Source organism: Galbitalea sp. SE-J8 (assembly GCF_030345695.1).
Lineage (GTDB): Bacteria > Actinomycetota > Actinomycetes > Actinomycetales > Microbacteriaceae > JAUASV01.
This window is the reverse complement of sequence record NZ_JAUASV010000006.1, coordinates 17109-40065: the sequence shown is the minus strand read 5'-3', so window position 1 is coordinate 40065 and position 22957 is coordinate 17109. Positions and strand designations below refer to the sequence as shown.

General features: G+C 72.6%; 23 protein-coding genes and 1 pseudogene. 21 read left to right on the top strand and 3 right to left on the bottom strand.

Features of this window, described 5'->3' with window-relative positions; translation table 11 throughout:
• The first annotated feature begins 46 nt into the window (after window positions 1-46).
• The 3 genes from miaB to dapF are packed head-to-tail and all read left to right on the top strand — an operon-like array spanning window position 47 to window position 3464.
• The gene (miaB, locus tag QT381_RS05995; protein WP_289247889.1) at window positions 47-1651 is read left to right on the top strand and encodes a tRNA (N6-isopentenyl adenosine(37)-C2)-methylthiotransferase MiaB; all 1605 of its coding nucleotides are present in this window, start codon (window positions 47-49) and stop codon (window positions 1649-1651) included.
• A complete protein-coding gene (miaA, locus tag QT381_RS05990; RefSeq protein ID WP_289247991.1) occupies window positions 1648-2589 on the top strand; it encodes a tRNA (adenosine(37)-N6)-dimethylallyltransferase MiaA in 942 nt (313 codons plus the stop codon). The genes miaB and miaA overlap by 4 nt, the downstream gene beginning before the upstream one ends.
• Window positions 2586-3464, top strand: coding sequence for a diaminopimelate epimerase (gene dapF, locus QT381_RS05985; RefSeq protein WP_289247887.1), 879 nt, complete (start codon window positions 2586-2588; stop codon window positions 3462-3464). Before miaA ends, dapF begins: the two co-directional genes overlap by 4 nt.
• Window positions 3465-3507: 43 nt before the next feature.
• Here dapF and QT381_RS05980 read toward each other — a convergent pair whose 3' ends face one another.
• Entirely contained in the window at window positions 3508-4155 is a 648-nt protein-coding gene (locus QT381_RS05980; protein ID WP_289247886.1) for a class I SAM-dependent methyltransferase, read from the bottom strand.
• Window positions 4156-4212: 57 nt separating this feature from the next.
• Here QT381_RS05980 and hflX point away from each other — a divergent pair, with 57 nt between their 5' ends.
• The 4 genes from hflX (at window position 4213) to QT381_RS05960 (ending at window position 9961) form a co-directional block, all read left to right on the top strand.
• Window positions 4213-5742, top strand: a complete 1530-nt coding sequence (gene hflX, locus QT381_RS05975) for a GTPase HflX (protein WP_289247885.1) — start codon at window positions 4213-4215, stop codon at window positions 5740-5742.
• Window positions 5743-5927: 185 nt separating this feature from the next.
• Complete coding sequence (locus QT381_RS05970) at window positions 5928-6851, top strand: methylenetetrahydrofolate reductase (RefSeq protein ID WP_289247883.1); 924 nt, start codon at window positions 5928-5930, stop codon at window positions 6849-6851.
• Complete coding sequence (metE, locus tag QT381_RS05965; protein ID WP_289247882.1) at window positions 6848-9166, top strand: 5-methyltetrahydropteroyltriglutamate--homocysteine S-methyltransferase; 2319 nt, start codon at window positions 6848-6850, stop codon at window positions 9164-9166. The genes QT381_RS05970 and metE overlap by 4 nt, the downstream gene beginning before the upstream one ends.
• Before the next feature lie 96 nt (window positions 9167-9262).
• The gene (locus tag QT381_RS05960; protein ID WP_289247881.1) at window positions 9263-9961 is read left to right on the top strand and encodes a GNAT family N-acetyltransferase; all 699 of its coding nucleotides are present in this window, start codon (window positions 9263-9265) and stop codon (window positions 9959-9961) included.
• 28 nt (window positions 9962-9989) lie between these two features.
• Here QT381_RS05960 and lexA read toward each other — a convergent pair whose 3' ends face one another.
• Window positions 9990-10640 carry a transcriptional repressor LexA gene (lexA, locus tag QT381_RS05955; protein ID WP_289247880.1) on the bottom strand — a complete coding sequence of 217 codons (651 nt, stop codon included), beginning with the start codon at window positions 10638-10640 and terminating at the stop codon, window positions 9990-9992.
• Window positions 10641-10984: 344 nt separating this feature from the next.
• Between lexA and QT381_RS05950 the strand changes: the two genes are divergently transcribed.
• The 10 genes from QT381_RS05950 (at window position 10985) to QT381_RS05905 (ending at window position 19531) form a co-directional block, all read left to right on the top strand.
• Complete coding sequence (locus tag QT381_RS05950) at window positions 10985-11338, top strand: LysM peptidoglycan-binding domain-containing protein (RefSeq protein ID WP_289247879.1); 354 nt, start codon at window positions 10985-10987, stop codon at window positions 11336-11338.
• Window positions 11339-11435: 97 nt separating this feature from the next.
• Window positions 11436-12578: a histidinol-phosphate transaminase gene (locus tag QT381_RS05945; RefSeq protein WP_289247878.1), complete on the top strand. Its 1143-nt coding sequence runs from the start codon at window positions 11436-11438 to the stop codon at window positions 12576-12578.
• Window positions 12575-13177, top strand: coding sequence for an imidazoleglycerol-phosphate dehydratase HisB (hisB, locus tag QT381_RS05940; protein ID WP_289247877.1), 603 nt, complete (start codon window positions 12575-12577; stop codon window positions 13175-13177). The genes QT381_RS05945 and hisB overlap by 4 nt, the downstream gene beginning before the upstream one ends.
• Window positions 13178-13179: 2 nt before the next feature.
• Entirely contained in the window at window positions 13180-13812 is a 633-nt protein-coding gene (gene hisH / locus QT381_RS05935) for an imidazole glycerol phosphate synthase subunit HisH (protein WP_289247876.1), read from the top strand.
• A gap of 35 nt (window positions 13813-13847) precedes the next feature.
• Window positions 13848-14582 carry a bifunctional 1-(5-phosphoribosyl)-5-((5-phosphoribosylamino)methylideneamino)imidazole-4-carboxamide isomerase/phosphoribosylanthranilate isomerase PriA gene (gene priA / locus QT381_RS05930; RefSeq protein ID WP_289247875.1) on the top strand — a complete coding sequence of 245 codons (735 nt, stop codon included), beginning with the start codon at window positions 13848-13850 and terminating at the stop codon, window positions 14580-14582.
• A gap of 26 nt (window positions 14583-14608) precedes the next feature.
• Window positions 14609-15376: an SseB family protein gene (locus tag QT381_RS05925; RefSeq protein ID WP_289247874.1), complete on the top strand. Its 768-nt coding sequence runs from the start codon at window positions 14609-14611 to the stop codon at window positions 15374-15376.
• Window positions 15377-15426: 50 nt separating this feature from the next.
• Window positions 15427-16461 carry a CE1 family esterase gene (locus QT381_RS05920; RefSeq protein WP_289247873.1) on the top strand — a complete coding sequence of 345 codons (1035 nt, stop codon included), beginning with the start codon at window positions 15427-15429 and terminating at the stop codon, window positions 16459-16461.
• A 202-nt stretch (window positions 16462-16663) separates the two neighbouring features.
• Window positions 16664-17455 (top strand): hypothetical protein, encoded by a 792-nt coding sequence (locus QT381_RS05915; protein ID WP_289247872.1) that lies wholly within the window; start codon window positions 16664-16666, stop codon window positions 17453-17455.
• 1176 nt (window positions 17456-18631) lie between these two features.
• Window positions 18632-18859, top strand: coding sequence for a hypothetical protein (locus QT381_RS05910; protein WP_289247871.1), 228 nt, complete (start codon window positions 18632-18634; stop codon window positions 18857-18859).
• A gap of 33 nt (window positions 18860-18892) precedes the next feature.
• Window positions 18893-19531 carry an ATP-binding cassette domain-containing protein gene (locus QT381_RS05905; RefSeq protein ID WP_289247870.1) on the top strand — a complete coding sequence of 213 codons (639 nt, stop codon included), beginning with the start codon at window positions 18893-18895 and terminating at the stop codon, window positions 19529-19531.
• A 23-nt stretch (window positions 19532-19554) separates the two neighbouring features.
• Here QT381_RS05905 and QT381_RS05900 read toward each other — a convergent pair whose 3' ends face one another.
• Window positions 19555-19917: a DUF1844 domain-containing protein gene (locus QT381_RS05900; RefSeq protein WP_289247869.1), complete on the bottom strand. Its 363-nt coding sequence runs from the start codon at window positions 19915-19917 to the stop codon at window positions 19555-19557.
• Window positions 19918-20197: 280 nt separating this feature from the next.
• Here QT381_RS05900 and infC point away from each other — a divergent pair.
• The 4 genes and pseudogenes from infC to QT381_RS05880 form a co-directional block, all read left to right on the top strand.
• Window positions 20198-20788 (top strand): annotated as a pseudogene (gene infC, locus QT381_RS05895) (translation initiation factor IF-3); the annotation flags it as partial.
• Window positions 20789-21294: 506 nt separating this feature from the next.
• Window positions 21295-21489: a 50S ribosomal protein L35 gene (gene rpmI / locus QT381_RS05890; protein ID WP_289247868.1), complete on the top strand. Its 195-nt coding sequence runs from the start codon at window positions 21295-21297 to the stop codon at window positions 21487-21489.
• Window positions 21490-21501: 12 nt separating this feature from the next.
• Window positions 21502-21888 carry a 50S ribosomal protein L20 gene (gene rplT, locus QT381_RS05885; RefSeq protein WP_289247867.1) on the top strand — a complete coding sequence of 129 codons (387 nt, stop codon included), beginning with the start codon at window positions 21502-21504 and terminating at the stop codon, window positions 21886-21888.
• A gap of 153 nt (window positions 21889-22041) precedes the next feature.
• Window positions 22042-22842 (top strand): TrmH family RNA methyltransferase, encoded by an 801-nt coding sequence (locus tag QT381_RS05880; RefSeq protein ID WP_289247866.1) that lies wholly within the window; start codon window positions 22042-22044, stop codon window positions 22840-22842.
• Window positions 22843-22957 lie beyond the last annotated feature (115 nt).

The following is a 22957-nucleotide window of genomic DNA, read 5'->3' as shown; positions in this document are numbered from 1 at the left end:
TCCGGGAGACGACCAGGACGTATCCGCGATCTACACTGAGGGCACTATGACGCTGCTCGCTATCGACGAGACCAGCGCGGGAGACCGGCCCGCACAGTCACGTCCCCGCACCTACGAGGTGCGCACCTTCGGCTGCCAGATGAACGTGCACGACTCGGAACGGCTCTCCGGCTCGCTCGAGGCGGCGGGCTACGTGCGCGCGACGACCGACGCCGAGCCCGACATCGTCGTCATCAACACGTGCGCCGTGCGGGAGAACGCCGACAACAAGCTCTACGGCACCCTCGGCCACCTCGCGAGCCGCAAGCGCGTGCACGAGGGCATGCAGATCGCCGTCGGCGGATGCCTCGCCCAGAAGGACAAGAACGTCATCCTCGAGCGGGCGCCGTGGGTCGACGTCGTGTTCGGCACGCACAACATGGGATCGCTCCCCGCCCTGCTCGAGCGCGCCCGCCACAACGACGAGGCGCAGCTGGAGATCCTCGAGTCGCTCGAGGTGTTCCCGTCGACGCTGCCCACGAAGCGCGAGTCGAGTCACTCCGCGTGGGTCTCGATCTCGGTCGGCTGCAACAACACCTGCACGTTCTGCATCGTCCCGAGCCTGCGCGGCAAGGAGAAGGACCGCCGGCCGGGCGACATCCTCGCCGAGATCCAGGCGGTCGTCGACGACGGCGCGATCGAGGTCACGCTGCTCGGCCAGAACGTCAACTCCTACGGCGTCGAGTTCGGCGACCGGCAGGCGTTCTCGAAGCTGCTCCGCGCGGCCGGCGCGATCGAGGGGCTCGAGCGCATCCGTTTCACGAGCCCGCACCCCGCCGCGTTCACCGACGACGTCATCGACGCCATGGCCGAGACGCCGAGCGTCATGCCGCAGCTCCACATGCCGCTGCAGTCGGGCTCCGACCGCATCCTCAAGGCGATGCGCCGCAGCTATCGCAGCGAGCGGTTCCTCGGCATCCTCGATCGCGTGCGCGCCAGAATCCCGAACGCGGCGATCTCGACCGACATCATCGTCGGCTTCCCCGGCGAGACCGAGGAGGACTTCCGGGAGACCCTGCGCGTCGTCGAGGCCGCCCGCTTCGCGTCGGCGTTCACCTTCCAGTACTCGATCCGTCCCGGAACCCCCGCCGCGACGATGCCCGACCAGGTGCCGAAGGCGATCGTACAGGAGCGCTACGACCGCCTCACCGCGCTGCAGGACCGCATCTCCCGCGAGGAGAACGAGAGGCTCGTCGGCCGCACGGTCGAGCTGCTCGTCACGCACACGGAGAGCAAGACGGATGCGGCGCGCATGACCGGCCGTGCCGCCGACTCGCGCCTCGTGCACTTCGAGCTGCCCGCCGGCACGCCGGCGCCGCGGCCGGGCGACATGGCGACCGTCACGATCACGAGCGCGGGCGCGTTCCAGCTCGTCGCCGACGCGAGCCACCCCGTGACGGTGCGGCGCACCACGGCCGGCGACGCCTGGGATCGTGCGCAGGCGGAGTCCTGCGCGGTTCCCGCGCACGCGACAGCGGCGAAGCCGGGTGCCGTGAGCCTCGGGCTGCCCGGCCTGCGCGTCGGCTTCCCGTCCGGCTCGGGCGCGGCAGGCGCGGCCCCCGCCGGCGTCGTCACGCTCCCGATCTACGACGTCACGGACGGCGAGCGCTGAGCGCACCCGCACCCGCCCGCGGCGCGGCGCCGCTCGTCGCGGTCGTCGGCGCGACCGGCACCGGCAAGTCCGGGCTCGCCCTCGACCTCGCGGATGCGCTCGCCCTGCGCGGCGAGCGCGTCGAGGTCGTCAACGCCGACGCCATGCAGCTGTATCGCGGCATGGACATCGGCACGGCGAAGCTCCCCGCGTCCGAGCGCCGCGGCGTCCCCCACCACCTGCTCGACGTGCTCGACCCGGCCGAGGAGGCATCCGTCGCCCGCTACCAGGCCGAGGCGCGCGCCGCGATCGACGACATCGCGGCACGCGGCGCGGTCCCGGTGCTCGTCGGCGGGTCGGGGCTGTACGTGTCGAGCGTGCTGTTCGACTTCCGCTTCCCGGGCACCGATCCGGCGATCCGCGAACGGCTCGAGACGGAGGCGGTCACGATCGGCCCGGCCGGCCTGCACGCCCGCCTCGCGAGCCTGGACCCGGCCGCCGCGGCGGCGATCGGTCCCCACAACGCGCGCCGCCTCGTCCGCGCTCTCGAGGTCGTCGAGCTGACCGGCGAGCCGTTCGGCGCCGGCCTGCCCGACGACGACGCGCTGTGGTGGCCGCGCACGCGCATCCTGACGATGACGACTCCGCGGGAGCGCCTCGTCGGCCGTCTCGACGCCCGCGCCGCCGCGATGTTCGCCGACGGTCTCGTCGCCGAGGTCGAGGCGCTCGGCATCGACGCGATGGGCGTGACCGCGAGCCGGGCGATCGGCTACGCGCAGGCGATCGCCGTCGCGCGGGGGACGAGCGGGACGGATGCCGCGGTCGCCGAGACCGCGGCCCTCACCCGCCGCTACGCGCGCCGCCAGGTCGGCTGGTTCAAACGCTACCCGGCGGCGACGCCGCTCGACGCGGACGACCCCGGCCACCTGTCCGCGGCGATCGCTACGATCGAGCGGTGAGCACCGCCATCCGTTTCACCAAGGGCCACGGCACGGGCAACGACTTCGTGCTGTTCGCCGACCCGGACGGCGAGCTCGACCTCACGCCGGCCCAGGTCGCGGCGATCGCGGACCGGCATCTCGGAGTCGGCGGGGACGGCGTGCTGCGCGCCGTGCGCTCGCGCAGCATCCCGGAGGGCGGCGCGGCCCTCGCCGAGGACCCGGACGCGGAGTGGTTCATGGACTACCGCAACGCGGACGGCAGCATCGCCGAGATGTGCGGCAACGGCATCCGGGTGTTCACGCGGTTCCTGCTCGAGGAGGGGCTCGCGACGCTCGACGACGGCGAGACCCTGCCGGTCGGCACGCGCGCTGGCGTCAAGGACGTGCAGCTGAGCCGCTCGGGCTTCCAGGCCGACCTCGGCCGCTGGCGTCTCGACGGCTCCGAGCCGCTCGTGCGCGCGAAGAACCTGCACGCGGCCCGGCCCGGGCTCGGCATCAGAGTCGGCAACCCGCACGTCGTCGTCGCGCTCGCGAGCGACGAGGAGCTCGACGCGCTCGACCTCGGCTACCTGCCCGTACTCGAACCCGAGGCGCCCGACGGGGCGAACGTCGAGTTCGTGGTGCCGGCCGATCCGCTCGTCGTCGACGGCGTGGGCCGCATCCGGATGCGCGTGCACGAGCGGGGCAGCGGCGAGACGCTGTCCTGCGGCACGGGCGCGGTCGCGGCGGCGCTCGCGACCCGGCACTGGGCGGGCGCGGGCGCGCCCGACCAGTGGCGCGTCGAGGTGCCCGGCGGCGTGGTCGGGGTGCGGATGTTCCCGGCCGAGGACGGCGAGCACGTCGCGCTGAGCGGCCCGGCCGAGCTCGTCTACACGGGCGACCTCGCGCTCTGAGCGCGCCGTGGCCCGAGCAGAGTGGCCCATCGGAACGGCCCCGTCAGAGCTCGGGGATCACGCCGATCGGTTCGGTCGTTCCCGACCGGCGACGGGTGCGCAGCACGCGGAAGCCCTTGTTCGTCGAGGCGCGCGCGATGGAGAAGTCGGCCGGGAGGGTCGCCTGCAGCCAGCGCTGCAGCGAGTCGGCGCCGAGGTTGCGGGCGACGACGAGCCACGCGTCGCTGCCCGGCTCGAGCCGGGGCAGCCAGCGCGTGAGCATGTCGTGCAGCTCGTTCTTGCCCACGCGGATCGGCGGGTTCGACCAGATCGTCATGAACCGGATGTCGTCGGGAACATCCGCGGGGGTCACTGCGTTGACGTTCTCGAGTCCCAGACGCTCGGCGTTCGCCCGCACCAGGTCGAGCGCGCGCTCGTTCACGTCGACGGCCCACACGGTCGCGCGGGGTGACTCGAGCGCGAGCGTGAGCGCGATCGGCCCCCAGCCGCAGCCGAGATCGAGCAGGTGGCCGCCGGGGGGCGGGGCGTGCACGCCGGCGAGCAGCACGCCCGTGCCGGTGTCCACCCGGTCGGGGCTGAACACGCCGGCCGCAGTCTCGAGCGCGTACGTCGAACCGGCCAGGCGCACCGTGATGGTGCGGCGACGGAGCTCGCTCCCCGGGGAAACCGAGAAGTAGTGCTCGTCAGCCATGGAGAAACGGTAGCGGAGCGGGCGGAACTAGGGTTAACGATGATCGAAGGAACACGGATGAGCGACGAGGCGACCACCACCGAGCGAGACGACGATGTCGTGGAGCGCGTGCTCGCGCGCCAGGCCGCGGCGCCGGCATCCGTCCGCGTGTTCGGCGCGGACGGGGCGCAGGCGCTGCAGGCGGATGCCGCCTACGACGACTCGCGCGACGGCGACCAGCTCGACCGCGAGGAGCGCGAGGCGCTGCGCCGCGTCGCGGGACTGTCCACCGAGCTCGAGGACGTCACCGAGGTCGAGTACCGGCAGCTGCGCCTCGAGCAGGTCGTGCTCGTCGGCGTGTACTCCGGGCGTGACACCGAGGACGCGGAGAACTCCCTCCGCGAGCTCGCCGCGCTCGCGGAGACCGCCGGCGCGGTCGTGCTGGACGGCCTGCTGCAGCGCCGTCCGCATCCGGATGCCGCGACCTACCTCGGCAAGGGCAAGGCGCAGGAGCTCGCCGCTATCGTCGCGAGCGTCGGCGCGGACACGGTCGTCGCCGACACCGAGCTCGCGCCGAGTCAGCGGCGCGCCCTCGAGGACGTCGTGAAGGTCAAGGTCATCGACCGCACGGCCGTCATCCTCGACATCTTCAGCCAGCACGCGAAGAGCCGCGAGGGCAAGGCGCAGGTCGAGCTCGCGCAGCTCGAGTACCTGCTGCCGCGACTGCGCGGCTGGGGCGAGTCGCTGTCCCGCCAGGGCGGTGGCGCGGGCGGGTCGGGCGCGGGCATGGGCTCGCGCGGTCCCGGCGAGACGAAGATCGAGCTCGACCGCCGCCGCATCCACACCCGGATGGCGAAACTGCGCAAGCAGATCAAGGGCTTCGCGCCCGCGCGCGAGGCGAAGCGCGCGAACCGGCACCGCTTCGAGGTGCCGAGCGTCGCGATCGCCGGCTACACGAACGCGGGCAAGTCGAGCCTCGTGAACCGAGTGACCAGGGCGGGCCTGCTCGTCGAGAACGCGCTGTTCGCGACGCTCGACGCGACGACCCGCCGCACGCAGACCGCGGACGGCCGCGAGTACACCATCAGCGACACGGTCGGGTTCGTGCGCAACCTGCCGCACCAGCTCGTCGAGGCGTTCCGGTCGACGCTCGAGGAGGTCGGCCAGTCCGACGTCATCGTGCACGTCGTCGACGGCGCGCATCCCGACCCCGGTTCGCAGATCGCCACCGTGCGCGACGTGATCGGCGACGTCGGCGCGCGCGACCTGCCCGAGATCGTCGTGTTCAACAAGGCCGACCTGATCGGACCGGACGACCGGCTCGTGCTGCGCGGCCTCGAGCCGGATGCCGTGTTCGTCTCGGCGCGCACCGGTGAGGGCATCGAGGAGCTGCAGGAGCGCATCGCGGCCGTGCTGCCGTCGCCGGAGGTGCGCGTCGAGCTGCTCGTGCCGTACGACCGCGGCGAGATCATCTCGCGCCTGCACGTCTCGGGCCGCGTTCTCGAGACCGAGTACCTCGACGAGGGCACCCGGGTGAGCGCCCTCGTGCACCCGTCACGCGTCGGCGACCTGGAGGCGTTCCGCGTCGACGCGCCCGCGCGCGCCTGACGCCCCGGGCGCACCGGGTGCACCGGGCGCGCCCGGGGCGGCCGGCGGGCGTAACACGGCGCAACCGCGATTCGCCGGGCGCGAGGGCGCGCCCCTACGATCGATCCGCCGGGGCATGCCCGGCCTGCAGGAACAGCCGAGCCCGGCGAGGGTCGATCGGACCGTCGTCGAGCGAGAGGGAGTGCGTGACCACGTTCTCGTTCGAGCTCTACCCGCCGCGCAACGCGGCCGCGGAGGTCGCGCTGCAGGACTCGCTCGCGCACCTGGTGGCGTCGCGGCCCGAGTTCATCTCCGTCACGTACGGGGCCAACGGCTCGACGCGCGGCATGTCGCTCGGCGTGCTGCGCCAGCTGCTCGCGACCGACGTGAAGCCCATGGCGCACCTCACCTGCGTCGGGTCCTCGTACGCGGAGGCGAGCCGCCTCATCCGCGAGTTCCTCGACGCGGGCGTGACGAGCTTCCTCGCGCTGCGCGGCGACCCGCCGCGCGGCGCGACGGAGGCGGACGCGTTCCTCGGCGACCTCGGCAGCGCGAGCGAGCTCGTGCAGCTCATCCACCGCGTGCAGGCGGAACGGTCGCCGTTCTCCCTCGCGGATGTGCCGGGCTTCCCCGGCGCGAAGAAGGTCGCGAGCGGCGAGAAGGTCACGATCGCGGTCGCGGCGTTCCCCAACGGCCACCCGCGCTCGCGCTCCGTGGAGCAGGACCTCGACACGCTGCTCGCGAAGGAGGCGGCGGGGGCGAACCTCGCCATCTCGCAGCTGTTCTTCCACGCGGACGACTACCTCGGCTTCGTCGACCGGGCTCGCGCCGCGGGCGTGACGATGCGCATCCTGCCCGGCATCATGCCGGTGCTGAGCCCGCAGCGGCTCGCGCGCATCCTGCAGCTCACGGATGAGGCGGAGCCGATCGCGCTCCGTCGCGCCCTGGCGAGCACCGACGATCCGGAGGCGCAGCGCGCGATCGGCATCGAGCACGCGACCGCGCTCGGCGCCGACCTGCTCGCGGGCGGCGCGAGCGGCCTCCACCTCTACACGTTCAACCAGCATGCGGCAGTGCTCGACGTCCTCGAGGGCGTCGGCGTGCTGCACGATTCGAAGGAGCACGCATGAGCGGCACCCCTTTCCCGACCGGCACGATCCTCGGCTACCCGCGTATCGGCCGCCGCCGCGAGCTCAAGAAGGCCGTCGAGGCGTTCTGGGCCGGACGGATCACCGCCGACGAGCTCGAGGCGACCGCCGCCGAGCTTCGCGCGGCGACCCGCGAGCGTCTCGCGTCGCTGGGCCTCGGCCGCGACGACTCGTCGATCCCGGAGTCGTTCTCGTTCTACGACCAGGTGCTCGACGCCGCGGTCGCGGTCGGCGCCGTGCCGGCGCGCCTCCGGCGGCTCCAGGCGGACGACGGCTCCGTCGACCTCGCCGGCTACTTCACGATCGCCCGTGGTGAGGGCGCCGACGCGCCGTTCGAGATGACCAAGTGGTTCGACTCCAACTACCACTACCTCGTTCCCGAGATCGCGCCCGACACCGACTTCCGGCTCGCGTCCGACCGCCTCGTGCGACAGGTGCGCGAGGCGGCGGATGCCGGCTTCCGCACGCGTCCCGTCGTCGTCGGCCCGGTCACGTTCCTGCTGTTGAGCAAGGCCGCCGACGGCGCGCCCGAGGGGTTCCGTCCCTTCGACCGGCTCGCCGACCTGGTGCCGGTCTACGCGGAGCTCATCGCGGCGCTGCGTGCCGCGGGCGCCGAGTGGGTGCAGCTCGACGAGCCCGGTCTCGTCTCCGAGAACGTCGAGGTGCCGCGCGCCGAGGTGCTCGAGGCGGCGCGGTCGACGTACGCGAGCCTCGGCGCGGTCGCGGGGCGTCCGCAGATCTTCGTCGCGGCGCCGTACGCCTCGCTCGGCGACGCGCTGCCCGTGCTGCTCGACTCGCCCGTCGAGGCGGTCGGCCTCGATCTCGTGCGCGGCGAGGTGCCCGCGGGCGTCAGCACCGACAAGGTGCTCGTCGGCGGGGTCATCGACGGGCACAACATCTGGCGCGGCGACCTCGAGGCCGCGTGGGCGAAGCTCGAGGCGCTGCGCGCCGTGTCGCCGCGGGTCGCGGTGTCGACCTCGACGAGCCTGCAGCACGTGCCGCACGACGTCGAGGACGAGTCGAAGCTCTCGGCCCGGCTGACGAGCTGGCTCGCGTTCGCCGACCAGAAGGTCCGGCAGGTGGTCACCCTGGCGACCGCCCTCGAGCGCGGCGCGGACGCCGTGCGCGCCGAGCTCGACGCGGCGACCGCCGCGCTCGAGGATCGCCGCACGGCCGCCGGGGTGCGCGACGGCGCGGTGCGCGATCGCGCCGCCGCCCTGACCGACGCGGACTTCGCGCGCACCGAGTACGGCATCCGTCTCGCCGCGCAGGAGACGGCGCTCGACCTGCCGCCGCTGCCGACGACGACGATCGGCTCGTTCCCGCAGACCAGCGACATCCGCCGTCAGCGCGCGCGTCTCGTCAGGGGCGAGATCAGCGAGCAGGAGTACGTCGACGCGATGCGCGCCGAGATCGCCCGCGTCGTCGAGCTGCAGGAGTCGATCGGCCTCGACGTCATCGTGCACGGCGAGCCCGAGCGCAACGACATGGTGCAGTACTTCGCCGAGCACCTCGACGGCTTCGCGGTGACCGAGAACGGCTGGGTGCAGTCCTACGGCTCGCGCTGTACGCGCCCGAGCATCCTGTGGGGCGACGTGTCGCGTCCGGCGCCGATCACCGTCGAGTGGAGCGCCTACACGCAGTCGCTCACGCCGAAGCCCGTCAAGGGGATGCTCACCGGTCCCGTGACGATCCTGGCCTGGTCGTTCGTGCGCGACGACCAGCCGCTGCGCGACACCGCCAACCAGGTGGCCCTCGCGCTGCGCGACGAGATCGCCGACATCGAGGCGGCCGGCATCGGCATCATCCAGGTCGACGAGCCGGCGCTGCGCGAGCTGCTGCCGCTCAAGCTCGCCGACCAGCCCGACTACCTCGACTGGTCGGTGGGCTCGTTCAAGCTCGCGACCGCGGGGGCGGCGGATGCCACGCAGATCCACACGCACCTGTGCTACTCCGAGTTCGGGGTCGTCATCGACGCGATCAACGCCCTCGACGCGGACGTCACGTCGATCGAGGCCGCGCGCTCGCGCATGGACGTCGTCGCCGACATCGAGTCGAGCGGCTTCGGCCGCGGGATCGGCCCGGGCGTGTACGACATCCACTCGCCGCGCGTGCCGAGCGTCGAGGAGGTCGGCGAGCTGCTCGACATCGCGATCGGCGCGATCCCGCAGCGTCAGATCTGGGTGAACCCGGACTGCGGCCTGAAGACGCGCGGCTACGACGAGACGGTCGCGTCGCTCACGAACATCCTCGAGGCGACGCGCGCGGCGCGGGAGTCGCTCGCGGTCAGCGTCTGACCCGGGTGTCGCCGCCCGAGTGGTCCCCTCCGGGCCCGCTCGGGCGGTGAACGGTCCGGATTGGGCCCACTCGGCGCGGCCGGGTAGCGTCGGGGCGTGCACGACGAGAGCCCGCTCGACAACCCCGCCTGGTCGGCGCTCACCGGCCCCGACGCCCGCGTCGCCGAGCGCCACGGGCGCGCGGCGCGATTCGACCCGGCGATCTCCGTGTTCACGGCCCTCGACGATGTCACGGTCGACGCCACGGCCGCCTGGGATGACGTCGCGGCCCTCGTCGGACCGGGCGGCGTAGCCGTCTTCCCCGGCTCGCCGCTGCCCGCCCCGCCCGGCTGGCGGGTCTGGCTCGACCTGCCGGGCCTGCAGCTCGTCGGCGACGCGTTCGAGCCGCGCGAGGATCCCGAGGTGGTGCCGCTCGGCGCCGAGCACGTCGACGCCATGGTCGACCTCGTCGAGCGCACGAAGCCCGGGCCGTTCACGGCGCGCACCCATGAGCTCGGCGGCTACCGCGGCATCATCCGCGACGGCGTGCTGCTCGCGATGGCGGGGGAGCGGATGCACCCGCCCGGCTTCACCGAGATCAGCGCCGTGTGCACCGATCCGTCCGCGCGCGGGCAGGGCCTCGCGACGCGCGTGATGCGCGCGGTCGCCGCGGGCATCGCCGACCGGGGCGAGACGCCGTTCCTGCACGTCGCGACGGAGAACGAGGCCGCGACCCGGCTCTACCAGTCGCTCGGATTCCGGGTGCGCCGGCCGATCGACTTCGTCGGGCTCTACGCGCCGGGACCGGTGGTCTGACCGCCCGGATGCCGCACCGCCGCCGCGGTCAGAGCTTGCGCAGCACGGTGACGACCCTGCCCAGCACGGTCGCCTCATCGCCGAGGATCGGCTCGAACGCGGTGTTGCGCGGCAGCAGCCAGGTGTGCCCGTCGCGCTGACGGAAGACCTTGACCGTCGCCTCGCCGTCGAGCATCGCGGCGACGATGTCGCCGTTCTCCGCCGTGTTCTGCTGGCGCACCACGACCCAGTCGCCGTCGCAGATCGCCGCGTCGATCATCGACTCGCCGACGACCTGCAGCATGAACAGCTCGCCCGTGCCGGTGAGCTGACGCGGCAGCGGCACGACCTCCTCGACCTGCTGCTCGGCCGTGATCGGGATGCCGGCCGCGATGCGCCCGACGAGCGGCACCATGACCGCGTCGCCGAGGCTCGGCGCGTTCTCGACCGCGTCGGCGAGGCCGGGCGTCTCGATGAGCACCTCGAGCGCGCGCGGCCGGTTCGGGTCGCGCCGCAGGTAGCCGGAGAGCTCGAGCTGGCCGAGCTGGTGGGTCACGCTCGAGAGCGAGGCGAGCCCGACGGCGTCGCCGATCTCGCGCATGCTCGGCGGATAGCCGCGGGTCGCGACCGAGCGCTGGATGACCTCGAGGATCGCGCGCTGCTTGTCGCTCAGGCTCGTGCGCCGGCGCGTGGTGGCCATGGCTCGCTCCAATGTCTCGTCCGAATGTCGGTGGGTGCTGATGGGCTGTCCCCGACATTCGAAACCGTATCCGACGAATCGACGGCAGGCAAACATCCGTTCGAGCGTGTCGGCGACGAATCAGGCGGATGTCGCGCGAACCGGCGCCCGTCGAGTCAGCACTTGTCATCTCAGGAGTTCGAATGTATGTTCGGAACACAGTTTCGCATCCGGCACCTCGGGCCATCGGCGCTCCACCGGCCCGGAGCCCTCGGTCCGGGGGCCGGATGCGATTTCCCCAGCACCGCGCCGACCAGCACCGCACCGACCAGCACAGCACCACCCGGATCCCCGAGGGAGCGACCATGACCGCGATCACCGGCTTCACCGCGTACTCCGCCCCGCGCGCCCCGCGGTCGCGGCTGCGTCTCACGACGCGCGGCCGGCGCGTGCTGCTCGTGCTCGCAACGGTGCCGCTCATCGTCGCGGCGCTCGTCTACGCGCTCAACGGAGGCGGCGCGACGGCGACCGACTCGAGCGGCTCGCTCGAGTACGTGACGGTGCTGCCGGGCGACTCGCTGTGGTCGATCGCCGAGCAGCTCGCGCCCCGCTCCGACCCGCGCGACGTCATCGACGCGATCGTCGACGCCAACGGGCTCACCGACGAGTCCGTCCGGGCCGGGGAGCGCCTCGCGATCCCGGCGGCCTACGGCGACTGAGCGGCCGCGGCTTCCGAACGGATACGGTCTCCGGACGGATGGGGCAGCCCAGCCCGTCGGCCGCGTTCCGTGCCACGTGTTCCGTACCATGTGGGGAGTGACCGCGTTCTCCGACCTGCCCATCCGTGACGACCTGCGCGGCCTGACGCCGTACGGCGCGCCCCAGGTGCACGTGCCGATCCAGTTGAACGTCAACGAGAACACGCACGGCATCCCGGAGGACGTCGCCCGCGACGTCGTGGAGAGCGTCGCGGCAGCCGTGCTCGGCATGAACCGCTACCCGGATCGCGAGTTCACCGAGCTGCGCGAGAGCCTCGCCGGCTACCTCGCCGCCGACGTCGCGCCCGAGCGCACCGGGAGCACGCAGACGATCACGGCCGAGCAGGTCTGGGCGGCGAACGGCTCGAACGAGATCCTGCAGCAGATCCTGCAGGCGTTCGGCGGTCCGGGCCGTAGCGTGCTCGGCTTCCCGCCCACCTACTCGATGCACTCGATCATCGCGGCGGGCACCGGCACGCGCTGGATCGCGGGGGAGCGCGGCGACGACTACGCCCTCACGCCCGGCATCGTGACCGACTGGATCGAGCGGACCGAGCCCGATCTCGTCTTCCTGTGCGCGCCGAACAACCCGACGGGCACGCCGCTCGGCCTCGACGTGATCGAGGCCGCGTACGCCGCGTCCCGGGGCATGGTCGTCGTCGACGAGGCGTACGCCGAGTTCATGCCCGACGACGCGCCCCGCGCGACGACGCTCCTGCCCGGCCGCGAGCGGCTCATCGTGAGCCGCACGATGAGCAAGGCGTTCGCGTTCGCCGGCGCCCGGCTCGGCTACCTCGCGGCCGATCCGGCGGTCGCCGACGCGCTGCGGCTCGTGCGGCTGCCGTACCACCTCTCCGCGCTCACCCAGGCCGCCGCGGTCGCCGCGCTGCGGCACGCGCCGGAGATGCTCGCGATGGTCGACGACATCCGCTCCCAGCGCGACCGGATGCTGCGCGAGCTCCCGGCGCTCGGCTACTCCGCGCACGACAGCTGGGCGAACTTCGTGCTGTTCGGGGGCGTGCGCGACCCGCGAGCGGTGTTCGAGGCGCTGCTCGGGGAGGGCATCATCATCCGCGACATCGGCATTCCGAACCACCTGCGGGTGACCGCGGGCACGGAGGCCGAGACCAGCGCGTTCCTCGACGCTCTCGCGGCACTCGGGGCGTCGCAGTCCGAGCCGGTCGATAGGATCCTCGGGTGAGCCCCCGCACCGCACGCATCGTGCGCACCACGAGCGAGTCGAGCATCGAGCTCGAGCTCGACCTGGACGGCACGGGCGCGTCCCGGATCAGCACGAGTGTGCCGTTCTTCGACCACCTGCTCACGGCGCTCAGCAAGCACTCGCTCATCGACCTGCGCGTGCGCGCGACCGGCGACACCGACATCGACGTGCACCACACGGTCGAGGACACCGGGATCGCGCTCGGCACCGCGCTGAGGCAGGCGCTCGGCGACAAGGCCGGCATCGCGCGCTACGGCGACGCGACCGTGCCCCTCGACGAGGCGATCGCCACGGCGGTCGTGGACCTGTCGGGGCGGCCCTATCTCGTGCACACCGGCGAGCCCGCGGGCTTCGAGCACCACCTCATCGGCGGCCACTTCACCGGGTCGATGGTGCGCCACGTCTTCGAGGCGATCGCGTTCAACGCCGCGCTCACCCTGCACCTGACCGTGCTCGGCGGCCGCGACCCGCACCACATCGCCGAGGCCGAGTTCAAGGCCTTCGCGCGGGCGCTGCGCGCCGCGGTCGAGCCCGACCCGCGCGTCATCGGCATCCCGTCGACGAAGGGCGCGCTGTAGTCGTGACAGCGCCATCCGTCGTCCTCCTCGACTACGGCTCGGGCAACGTGCACTCGGCGGCCAAGGCCCTCGAGCTCGCCGGCGCCCGGGTCGAGCTCACGGCCGATCGCGAGCGCGCGCTGGCGGCCGACGGGCTCGTCGTGCCCGGCGTCGGCGCGTTCAGCGCCGTCGCGACCGCGCTCGACGCGGCGCACGGCGGCGAGCTCGTCGACCGGCGGCTGTCCGGGGGCCGGCCCGTGCTCGGCATCTGCGTCGGCATGCAGGTGATGTTCGAGTCGGGCGTCGAGCGCGGTAACGCGACGCCGGGCCTCGGGGAGTGGCCGGGCGTCGTCGAGCAGCTCGACGCCCCCGTTCTGCCGCACATGGGCTGGAACACGATCGACGCCCCCGATAGCTCGACGCTGTTCGCGGGCATCCGCGACGAGCGCTTCTACTTCGTGCACTCCTTCGGCGTGACGCACTGGTCGCTGCGCGTCGAGCCGCCGTTCCCCGAGCCGCGCCTCACCTGGGCCGAGCACGGCGAGCGCTTCCTCGCGGCCGTCGAGAACGGGCCGCTCTCCGCGACCCAGTTCCACCCCGAGAAGTCCGGGCCGGCGGGCATCCGCCTGCTGTCGAACTGGCTCGGCACCCTCTGACCCCGCGCCCGCGCGCATCGACACCGGAAAGCACCATGCCCGACAAGCTCATCCTCCTGCCCGCCGTCGACGTCGCCGACGGCCAGGCCGTCCGGCTCACCCAGGGCGAGGCCGGCAGCGAGACGAGCTACGGCGACCCGGCGGATGCGGCGGCGGAGTGGGTCGCGCAGGGCGCGGAGTGGATCCACCTCGTCGACCTCGACGCGGCGTTCGGTCGCGGCGACAACCGCGACGTCATCCGTCGTGTCGTCGACGCGATCCCCGACACCGTGCACATCGAGCTGTCGGGCGGCATCCGTGACGACGCGAGCCTCGCGGCGGCGCTCGCCACGGGTGCGCGGCGCGTCAACCTCGGCACCGCCGCGCTCGAGGACCCGGCCTGGGCCGACCGCGTCATCGGGGAGTTCGGCGATCGCATCGCGGTCGGTCTCGACGTGCGCGGCACGACGCTCGCGGCGCGCGGCTGGACGAGGGAGGGCGGCGACCTCTGGGATGTGCTCGCGCGTCTCGAGGCGGCCGGCTGCTCGCGCTACGTCGTCACCGACGTCACGAAGGACGGCACACTGCGGGGCCCGAACCTCGAGCTGCTGCGCGAGCTCGCGGCGAAGACCGACAGGCCCGTGATCGCCTCGGGCGGGGTGTCGAGCCTCGACGATCTCGCGGCGCTGCGCACGCTCGTGTCGGAGGGCGTCGAGGGCGCGATCGTCGGCAAGGCGCTGTACGCGGGCGCGTTCACCCTCGTCGAGGCGCTCGAGGTCGCGGGCCGCTGAGGCCGCGACTTCCGGAGAAGCCCCGCATGACCGGCACCGACTCCGCGGGCGTCCCGTGGGAGGGACGGTCGTTCCACGCGCACGAGAGCGCGTGGGGTGACGACGACGGCACGCCGCCGCCGCTGCTGGTCGAGGCGATCCGCCGGTTCCGTGCCCAGGAGGTCGGCGAGGCCGAGGTCGCGGATGCCGTGCGCGCCGTTCGCCTGCTCGTGCCGCTCGTCGCGGAGCTCGGCGCCGACGGCACCGCGTTCGACGAGCACGGCCGGAGGATCGACAAGTCCCAGGAGCTGTCGATCGTGACGGTCTCCGCGCCCGACGGCCGGGCGGCGCTCCCGGTGTTCTCCTCGGTCGCCGCGATGTCCGCGTGGAACCCCGGTGCCCGGCCGATCCCGACGCCCGGCCCGCGCGTCGCCCTCGCGGCGGCGGGCGAGGGCACCGACCTCGTCGTGCTCGATCCGACGGGCGACACCGAGTTCGCGCTGCGCCGTCCCGCGCTCGCGGCGATCGCATCCGGAACGCCGTGGACGCCCGCCTACCTCGACCCGGAGGTGCGCGCCGAGTTCGAGCGCGTCGCGGCGCTCGAACCCGACGTCGCGGGCGTCGTGGTCGCGCCGGGCGATCCGCTCGCCCGGCTCGCCGGACCCGAGCTCGCGCTGTTCGTCGGCGTGCGCGCGGGACTCGACGCCGTCGCGGTGAACGCGCTCGTCGCACGCATGCAGGAGCGCTGGGCGCCCGAGATCCGCGCCCGCATCGACTCGATCGGAGTGCGCGTCGAGGCCGACCCGCGCTCCTGACGGTGGCCGGCATCCGCGTCCGCCGGGGCGACCTGCCTATCATGGCGGCCATGCGGAACCCGGGCGCCCGTCTGCTCGGCGCGCTCGCCGCCCTCGTCGTCGTCGCGGCATCCGTCACGGCGTGCTCGACGCCCGCGCCCGCGCCCGCGGCGACCGCGCCCGCCGTCTCCGAGGTCGACAGCGGGGCGACCACGATCGACGTCGGCGGAGCGGCCCGCTCGGTCATCATCCGCGACACGACGTCGAGCGCGATCGCGCAGGCCACGAACGCGCGCGTGCCCGCGCTCATCGTGCTGCACGGCGCGAGCGGCTCGAACACGCGCACCGAGCGATCGAGCGGCCTCACGCCGCTCGCCGAGCGCGACGGGTTCGTCGTCGCCTACCCGCGGGGCACGTCGTTCGGGCGCGCGGTCGGTGGCTACGCGTGGAACGCGCAGGGATGCTGCGGCCGGCCCGTGACGCGCGACGTGCCGGATGTCGCGTTCCTCTCCGCGATCATCGACACGCTCATCGCCGAGCACAACGTCGATCCCGACCGCGTCTACCTCGCCGGATTCTCGAACGGCGGCATGATGACCTACCGCTTCGCGTGCGAGCTCGGCGGCCGGCTCGCCGGGATCATGGTCGTCAGCGGGGCGCTGAACGTGTCCTCGTGCGCGGCCCCGAAGGCGCTGCCGGTGCTCATCGTGCACGGCACCGCCGATCGGACGGTGCCGTACGACGGCGGGCCGCCGGGCTCCGCGCAGCGCAAACGACTCGGCACCTGGACGAACGCGTCGGTCGCCCGGGCTGCCGCGTTCTGGGCGTCGCGCGACGGATGCGGCGGCGCCGACCGCTCGTCGCACGGCCGCATCCGCACCGCGATCTACGCGGGATGCGACGCCGGCAGCGGCCTCGAGGTCGTGTCGATCCGCGGCGGCGGGCACACCTGGCCGACGACCGCGGTCTCGGGCTACGACGCCGCGCGCGCCGCGGTGAGCTACTTCGGACTGGACCAGCCGACCGACCCGTTCGCCCCCGCCGACCCGACGCAGCAGCAGCCGCCGGTCGAGCAGGCGACCCCGGCCCCGACGTCGGCACCGTAGCCCGACGGCCCCGACAGCCGGGACGGCGTGCCTCATGACGGCTCCGGCTCTGGCGGGCGTCACGGGCTGATCGGGTCGAAACGCGCGACGACATTGATTATTGCTTCGCTATAGCCCGAAACCGCGCCTATACTGACGTTAGGTCGCTTGAGTCGGTCCTCCGGGCCCTGGATTCGACCGACAACGCGTGGGGGAGAAGCAGATGAGGGCCGTGCTGACCGATGTACGCCGATCGTTCGCGTCGCCGTGGGCAATCGTGTCGCTCGTCTTCCTGGCGTCGCCGTTCCTCTACGCGTCGACGTTCCACTACTACTCGCCGGCGCCGGTCTACCGGTTCGCGGATGCGGTGAACGGACCGCTCGTGATCGCGTATCCGGTCATCGCGATGCTGGTGTTCGTGGCGCCGTTTCTGGCGGAGTGGCGACACGGGTTCGTGCGCCTCACCGCAACGCGGGTCGAGTTCTCGCGGTACGTGCGGCGCAAGTTCGCCGCCAACGCGATCGCGGTGTTCATCGTGTTCGCCCTGGTCGGGGCGCTGCCGGCGATCTGGTTCCTCGTGGTCGATCCCGCGCTCGCGCTCACGGACTACCCGACGGCGAGCGAGTACGGCGGAACGATCACGTCGATGCAGCAGTTCGGGAGGCTGACCGACCTGTGGCTCATCTCGCCGGCGCTGTACATCACCGCCTACGCGGTTTCGTCCGGCCTCACGGGGGCACTGCTCTCCTCGGTCGGGTTCCTCACGCTGTTCCTGGTGCGCTCGCGATTCCTCGCGATCATCACCCCGCTGCTGTTGTTCGTCGTGCAGGCCGTCGTGTTCTTCAGTCAGGGCTGGGATCTCTACACGTTCTACTTCGCTTTCGAGCAGTTCGGTGTCTCCCCGGCCTCGGATCACACGCTCGTCGTGCCGCTCGCGCTGCTCGCGGTGATCGTTGCGGCGCAAGGATTGGTCTTACGCGCGCGCCGCGAGCCGCTCGTCGCCGCGATCGCGTGAGGGGACTCCGGGCATTCGGCCGCTCACTCGTCTCCCCGCCCGCGGCCGTCTACGCGGTCGCGACGGTCGCGGCCGTCTACATCGGTGGTCACTCGCTCCTCGCCGAGCGAGCGGGCGGTGAGTGGTCGGCGTACGTACTCGGCGTCGTCTCCCATCCCTACGTCATCACACTCGCGGCCGCGCTCGCCTGGTTTCTCGTGACCGTGCCCCGGGTAGTGCGGGCATCGGGTGCAGAGGTCGTGGTGCGACACGGCTCGAGAACGTGGTGGCTCTGGCGCGTCGGGGTGGTCGAAGCGATACCGCAACTCGCCGCGGGTCTCGTCATCCTGCTCGCGATCGCCGCGGTGACGGGTATCGGACTCCGCGTCACGGGTGAGCGGGCATCCGCCGTCGCCGCGGCGATCGTGCTCCTCGCACTCTCCGCGATCACCACATCACTCGTGCTCGGAACGGTGGTCCTGTTCTCAGCCTCAGCGCTCGCACCTCTGATCGCCGTCGGCGTCATCTTCGCGCTCAGCGCGGCAGCGCCGGCATTGGCCATCTCGTCCAATGCCGTCCTGCTCGAGACCCTCGATCCGGCGACGCCGTTCGGCTTCGACGCTCCGGCGCGTCAGGTGGCGCGGGGTGTGCTGTATCTCGCAGTGGTGGTGGCGGTAGCGTTCGCGATCGTCCGAGTGCGCGACGCGGGTGGTCGGATTCCGCCGCGGGTGAGAGGCGGCGTGCTGGGCGTTCTCGCCGCCGTGGCCGCGGTAGCCGGGCTGGCTGCGGCGGGCAGTGGCGGTGGTGTGGTCGGCAGTCTGTACGCCCTGTTCTCCGAAGGATCGCCGGGGCGGGGATTCGCCCCGATGGGGTTCCTGGTGGTGAGCGCGGTGACGTGGACACCGGCGGTGGTGGCGGCGTATCGGTTCGGTGAGCGCGGTCGGCCGTGGTTGCCGTATCTCGTGATCCGGCGCGGCACGGGGGCTCGCGTGTTCTGGCGGTTCTGGCTGAGATACGCGCTCCCGGGGCTCTCGCTTCACGTCGGTGCGGTGGTGCTCGTGGTGCTCGTGGTGGTCGCGGTCACGGGGCCGGGTCGGGGCGGTCGATCCGGCGCTGTGGCCGACGATCGCGCGTCTGCTCGTCGTGGGGCCGCTCGCGTCCGCGGACGCGGTGGCAGTGGCGCTCACGGTGGGCTGGTTGACCGAGAACGAGAGCGTCGTGCTGGGGGTCGCGGGCCTGGGTGCGCTGCTCGGCGGGGTGAACCCGTACGCCGGGGGCGTGCTGCCGTTCGGCAGCACTGCCCTGCCGGGACTTCCCGTGCGGTGGGATGCGGTTGTCGGGTCGGCGGCGGTCGAGTTGGGATGGCTCGCGGCGGCGGCCGTGGTCGCGGTGGTGGCGGTGCGTCGGCTCCCCATCGGCCGGTGAAGAAGGAACATGAAACGGCAAGGAGATGCGGATATGACGACGGCGATCGAGCTCGACGGTGTGGTGAAGTCGTTCCGTGGGCGGACGGTCATCGTGGATGCATCGGCGCAGTTCGCCGCGGGGGCGGCGCACGCGGTACTCGGCCCGAACGGGTCGGGCAAGTCGGTGCTCTTGAAGATCATCGTGGGGTTCCTGCGACCCGATCGGGGCACGGTGCGGCACGCGAGCGGGTTCTCGAACCCCGGTGACGGCTTTCCAGCGGACGTGGGTCTGACGCTCGATCCGCCCGGTTATCTCGGGGGACTGAGCGCCTCGGGCAACCTGGAACGACTGGCGGAGATCCGCCGGATCGCGGGTCCCGGCGACATCCGTGCGGCGCTGGAGCGGTTCGAGATCGCCCACACCGGGTCGCAGAGGGTGCGCTCGTTCTCGCTGGGGATGAAGCAGCGCCTGGCGCTCGCGCAGGCAACGTTCGAGGGTCAGCGGGTGCTCGTGCTCGACGAGCCGTTCAACGGGCTCGACCGCAGCGGTCAGGAACTCGCGCGGCGGGCTCTCTCCGAGCTGCGCGACGAGGGGCGAACGATCGTCTTCACGAGCCACAACCCGCTCGACGTGGAGGCGCTCGCCGACCAGGTCTACGAGTTCGACCAGGGACGCCTCCTCGCACGCTGACCGACGGTCCGGCGACGCGACCCTCAGTTCACCGGCCCCGTGAGTCTCTCGCCCGGTCCCTTGCCGGGCGCGTCCGGGTAGGGCGAGGCCTCGCGGAAGGCCAGCTGCACCGTGCGCAGCCCGTCGCGCAGGGCGAGCGCATGGTGGTCTCCGAGCGACGGGGCGGCCGCCGTGACGAGCCCGGCGAGCGCCTCGATGAGCTTCCGCGCCTCGTCCAGGTCGACGTCGGCCGCGGCATCCGGTTCGTCGGCGAGCCCGAGCTTGACCGCCGCGGCGCTCAGCAGGTGGATCGCGACGGTGTTGATGACCTCGACCGCCGGCACCTCGGAGATGTCGCGGATCTCCTCGTCGACATCGGTGTTCGCGGTGGGCTCTGGGTCGGTCATCTCGCTCCTTTGCGCTCGGCCTTACCGGCGCGGGGTGGTTCTGCTAGCATTGCCGAGGCTCCGGGGCACGCCCCGGTACGAAAGAGGAGCTCGCTCCCACCCGTCGACCGCCTGCGAGGCCCGCTTCGCAGGTTCAAGGTTACCGGGTCAGCCGCACCGCACTCCGTCCCCCGACGGCCGCCCGCCGGGCGCGCAGCGTGTGCGGGCGCGTGAGAACGCGCCGATCAGCCTCCTTTCGTGCGTCGCCGGCTCCCGCCGAGGTCGTAGCCCCGAGCACACGATGAAGGAGTTTCGCATCAGCGATCCCCGCACTAACGACCGCATCCGCGTCCCTGAGGTCCGACTCGTCGGCCCCGGAGGCGAGCAGGTGGGCATCGTCCGCATCGAGGACGCCCTGCGTCTTGCACGCGAGGCCGATCTGGATCTGGTCGAGGTCGCACCGAACTCGCGTCCGCCCGTGGTCAAGATCATGGACTACGGCAAGTTCAAGTACGAAGAGGCGCAGAAGGCCAAGGAGGCCCGGCGCAACCAGGCGAACACGATCCTCAAGGAGGTCCGGTTCCGCCTCAAGATCGACAAGCACGACTACGAGACGAAGCGCAAGCGCGCCGAGGGCTTCCTGTCGCAGGGCGACAAGGTCAAGGCCATGATCCTGTTCCGCGGACGCGAGCAGTCGCGCCCCGACCAGGGCGTGCGCCTGCTGCAGCGCTTCGCCGAGGACGTCGCCGAGTTCGGCAGCGTCGAGTCGAACCCGACGATCGACGGCCGCAACATGGTGATGGTCATCGGCCCGCACAAGAACAAGGCCACGGCCAAGGCCGAGCAGAACGAGAAGCGCCAGTCGACCCGGCCGCCGCGTCCCGAGGCCGCGCCCGCCGAGACCGACCCGGCCTTCGCCGCCGCAGCCGCCTCGGCGGTCGCGACGGCTGCCGCGGCCCCCGCCCGCGCCCAGGCCCCCGTCGAGACCCCGGTCGAGCGGGATGCCGCTCCCGCGGCTGCCCCGGCGACCCCGGTCGCGCGCACCGCGGCCCCGGCCGCCACCCCGGCCGCGGCGAGCAAGCCGGCGACCGCGAGCCGCCCCGCGGCCGCCGCCCGGCCCGCCGCGAGCGCTCCGTCCGGTGCGAGGCCCGCGGCCGCGCGCGCCGCCACGCCGGCGTCCGCTCCGAAGCCGGCCGCGGCATCCGCTCCGTCGCCCGCCGCGGCCGCGAAGCCCGCCGTCCCGAAGCCCGCGGTGCCCAAGCCGTCGGCATCCGCCCCGAAGCCCGCGGCCCCCAAGCCCGCGGCACCCAAGCCCAGCGCGCCCAAGCCCCAGGCGCGCTAAGAATCCTTCGCCGCCGGCGCCCCGGTCGCGAAACCTCCCCAGAAAAGAGAGCAGCAATGCCCAAGCAGAAGACCCACTCGGGTACGAAGAAGCGCTTCAAGGTCACCGGCAGCGGAAAGATCAAGAAGCAGCAGGCGGGAATGCGCCACAACCTCGAGGTCAAGAGCGGCAAGAAGAAGCGCGACCTCAACCTCGATTCGGTTATCGCCCCGGCTGACGTCAAGGGCATCAAGCGCCTCCTCGGCAAGTAAGGAACCAGAGCAATGGCACGTGTGAAGCGGGCGGTCAACGCCCACAAGAAGCGCCGCGTTATCCTCGAGCGCGCGTCCGGCTACCGCGGACAGCGCTCGCGCCTCTACCGCAAGGCGAAGGAGCAGGTCACCCACTCCCTCGTCTACGCGTACCGCGACCGTCGTGCGCGCAAGGGCGACTTCCGTCGCCTGTGGATCCAGCGCATCAACGCCGCGGCCCGCGCGAACGGCATCACGTACAACCGCTTCATCCAGGGCCTCGGCCTCGCGGGTGTCGGTGTCGACCGTCGCATCCTCGCCGACCTCGCCGTCAACGACCCGGCCACGTTCGCCGCGATCGTCGCGACCGCGAAGGCCGCGCTGCCGAGCGACGTCAACGCGCCCAAGGTCTCGGCCTAGGCAGCATCCCGCCGATGGCGCGCCCCCGCATCGCGGGCGGCGCGCCTTCGTCGTTCCCGGCGCCGCTCGGATGACCTCGGCGCGTCGCTCGTAGCTCCAGCGCGCGGCGCGGCTCACCCCGACCGTATGGCGGGCGTGGCTAGCATCGGCACCATGATCGACAACCCGCGCTCGCCGCGCGTGCGTGCGGTCGCGAAGCTCGCCAAGCGCGACCACCGTGCCGACACGGGACTGTTCCTCGTCGAGGGGCCGCAGTCGGTCGGCGAGGCGCTCGCGTGGCGTCCGGACCTCGTCGTCGACCTGTTCGCGACGCCCGTCGCGCTCGATCGGCACCCGGCGCTCGCCTCGGCCGCGCGCGGCGCGGACATCGACGTCGAGTACGTCACCGATCAGGTGCTCGACGCGATGGCGGACACGGTCACCCCGCAGGGTGTCATCGCGGTCTGCCGGATGTTCCCCACCGCCCTCAAGGACGTGTTCGGCGCGGCACCACGCCTCGTCGCGATCCTCGAGGAGGTGCGCGATCCCGGCAACGCGGGCACGATCATCCGTGCCGCGGACGCCGCGGGGGCGGACGCCGTCATCCTCTCCGGCCGCAGCGTCGACCCGTTCAACCCCAAGGTGGTGCGCTCGACGACCGGCTCGCTGTTCCACGTGCCGGTCACGACGGGCGTCGAGCTCGCGGATGTCGTCGACCGCGCCCGCGAGGCCGGCGTGCGGGTGATCGCGGCGGACATCCGCGGCGAGGATCTGCTCGCCGCCCGCCGCGCGGGCGTGCTGGACTCGCCGACCGCGTGGCTGTTCGGCAACGAGGCCCGGGGCCTCACCGACGAGGCCCGCGCGCTCGCGGAGCGCGCGATCACGGTGCCGATCTACGGCCGGGCCGAGTCGATGAACCTCGCGACCGCGGCATCCGTCTGCCTCTACGAGAGCGCGTTCGCCCTGCGCCCCTGACCTCCCGCCCACAACGGATTTCACGGATGCTGCGCCGCTCCGCCCCCGGCGTCCCGCCTGCTGTGGGGATAGACCGCATCTGATCCGTGAAATCCGTTGTCCCTGCCACATCCGT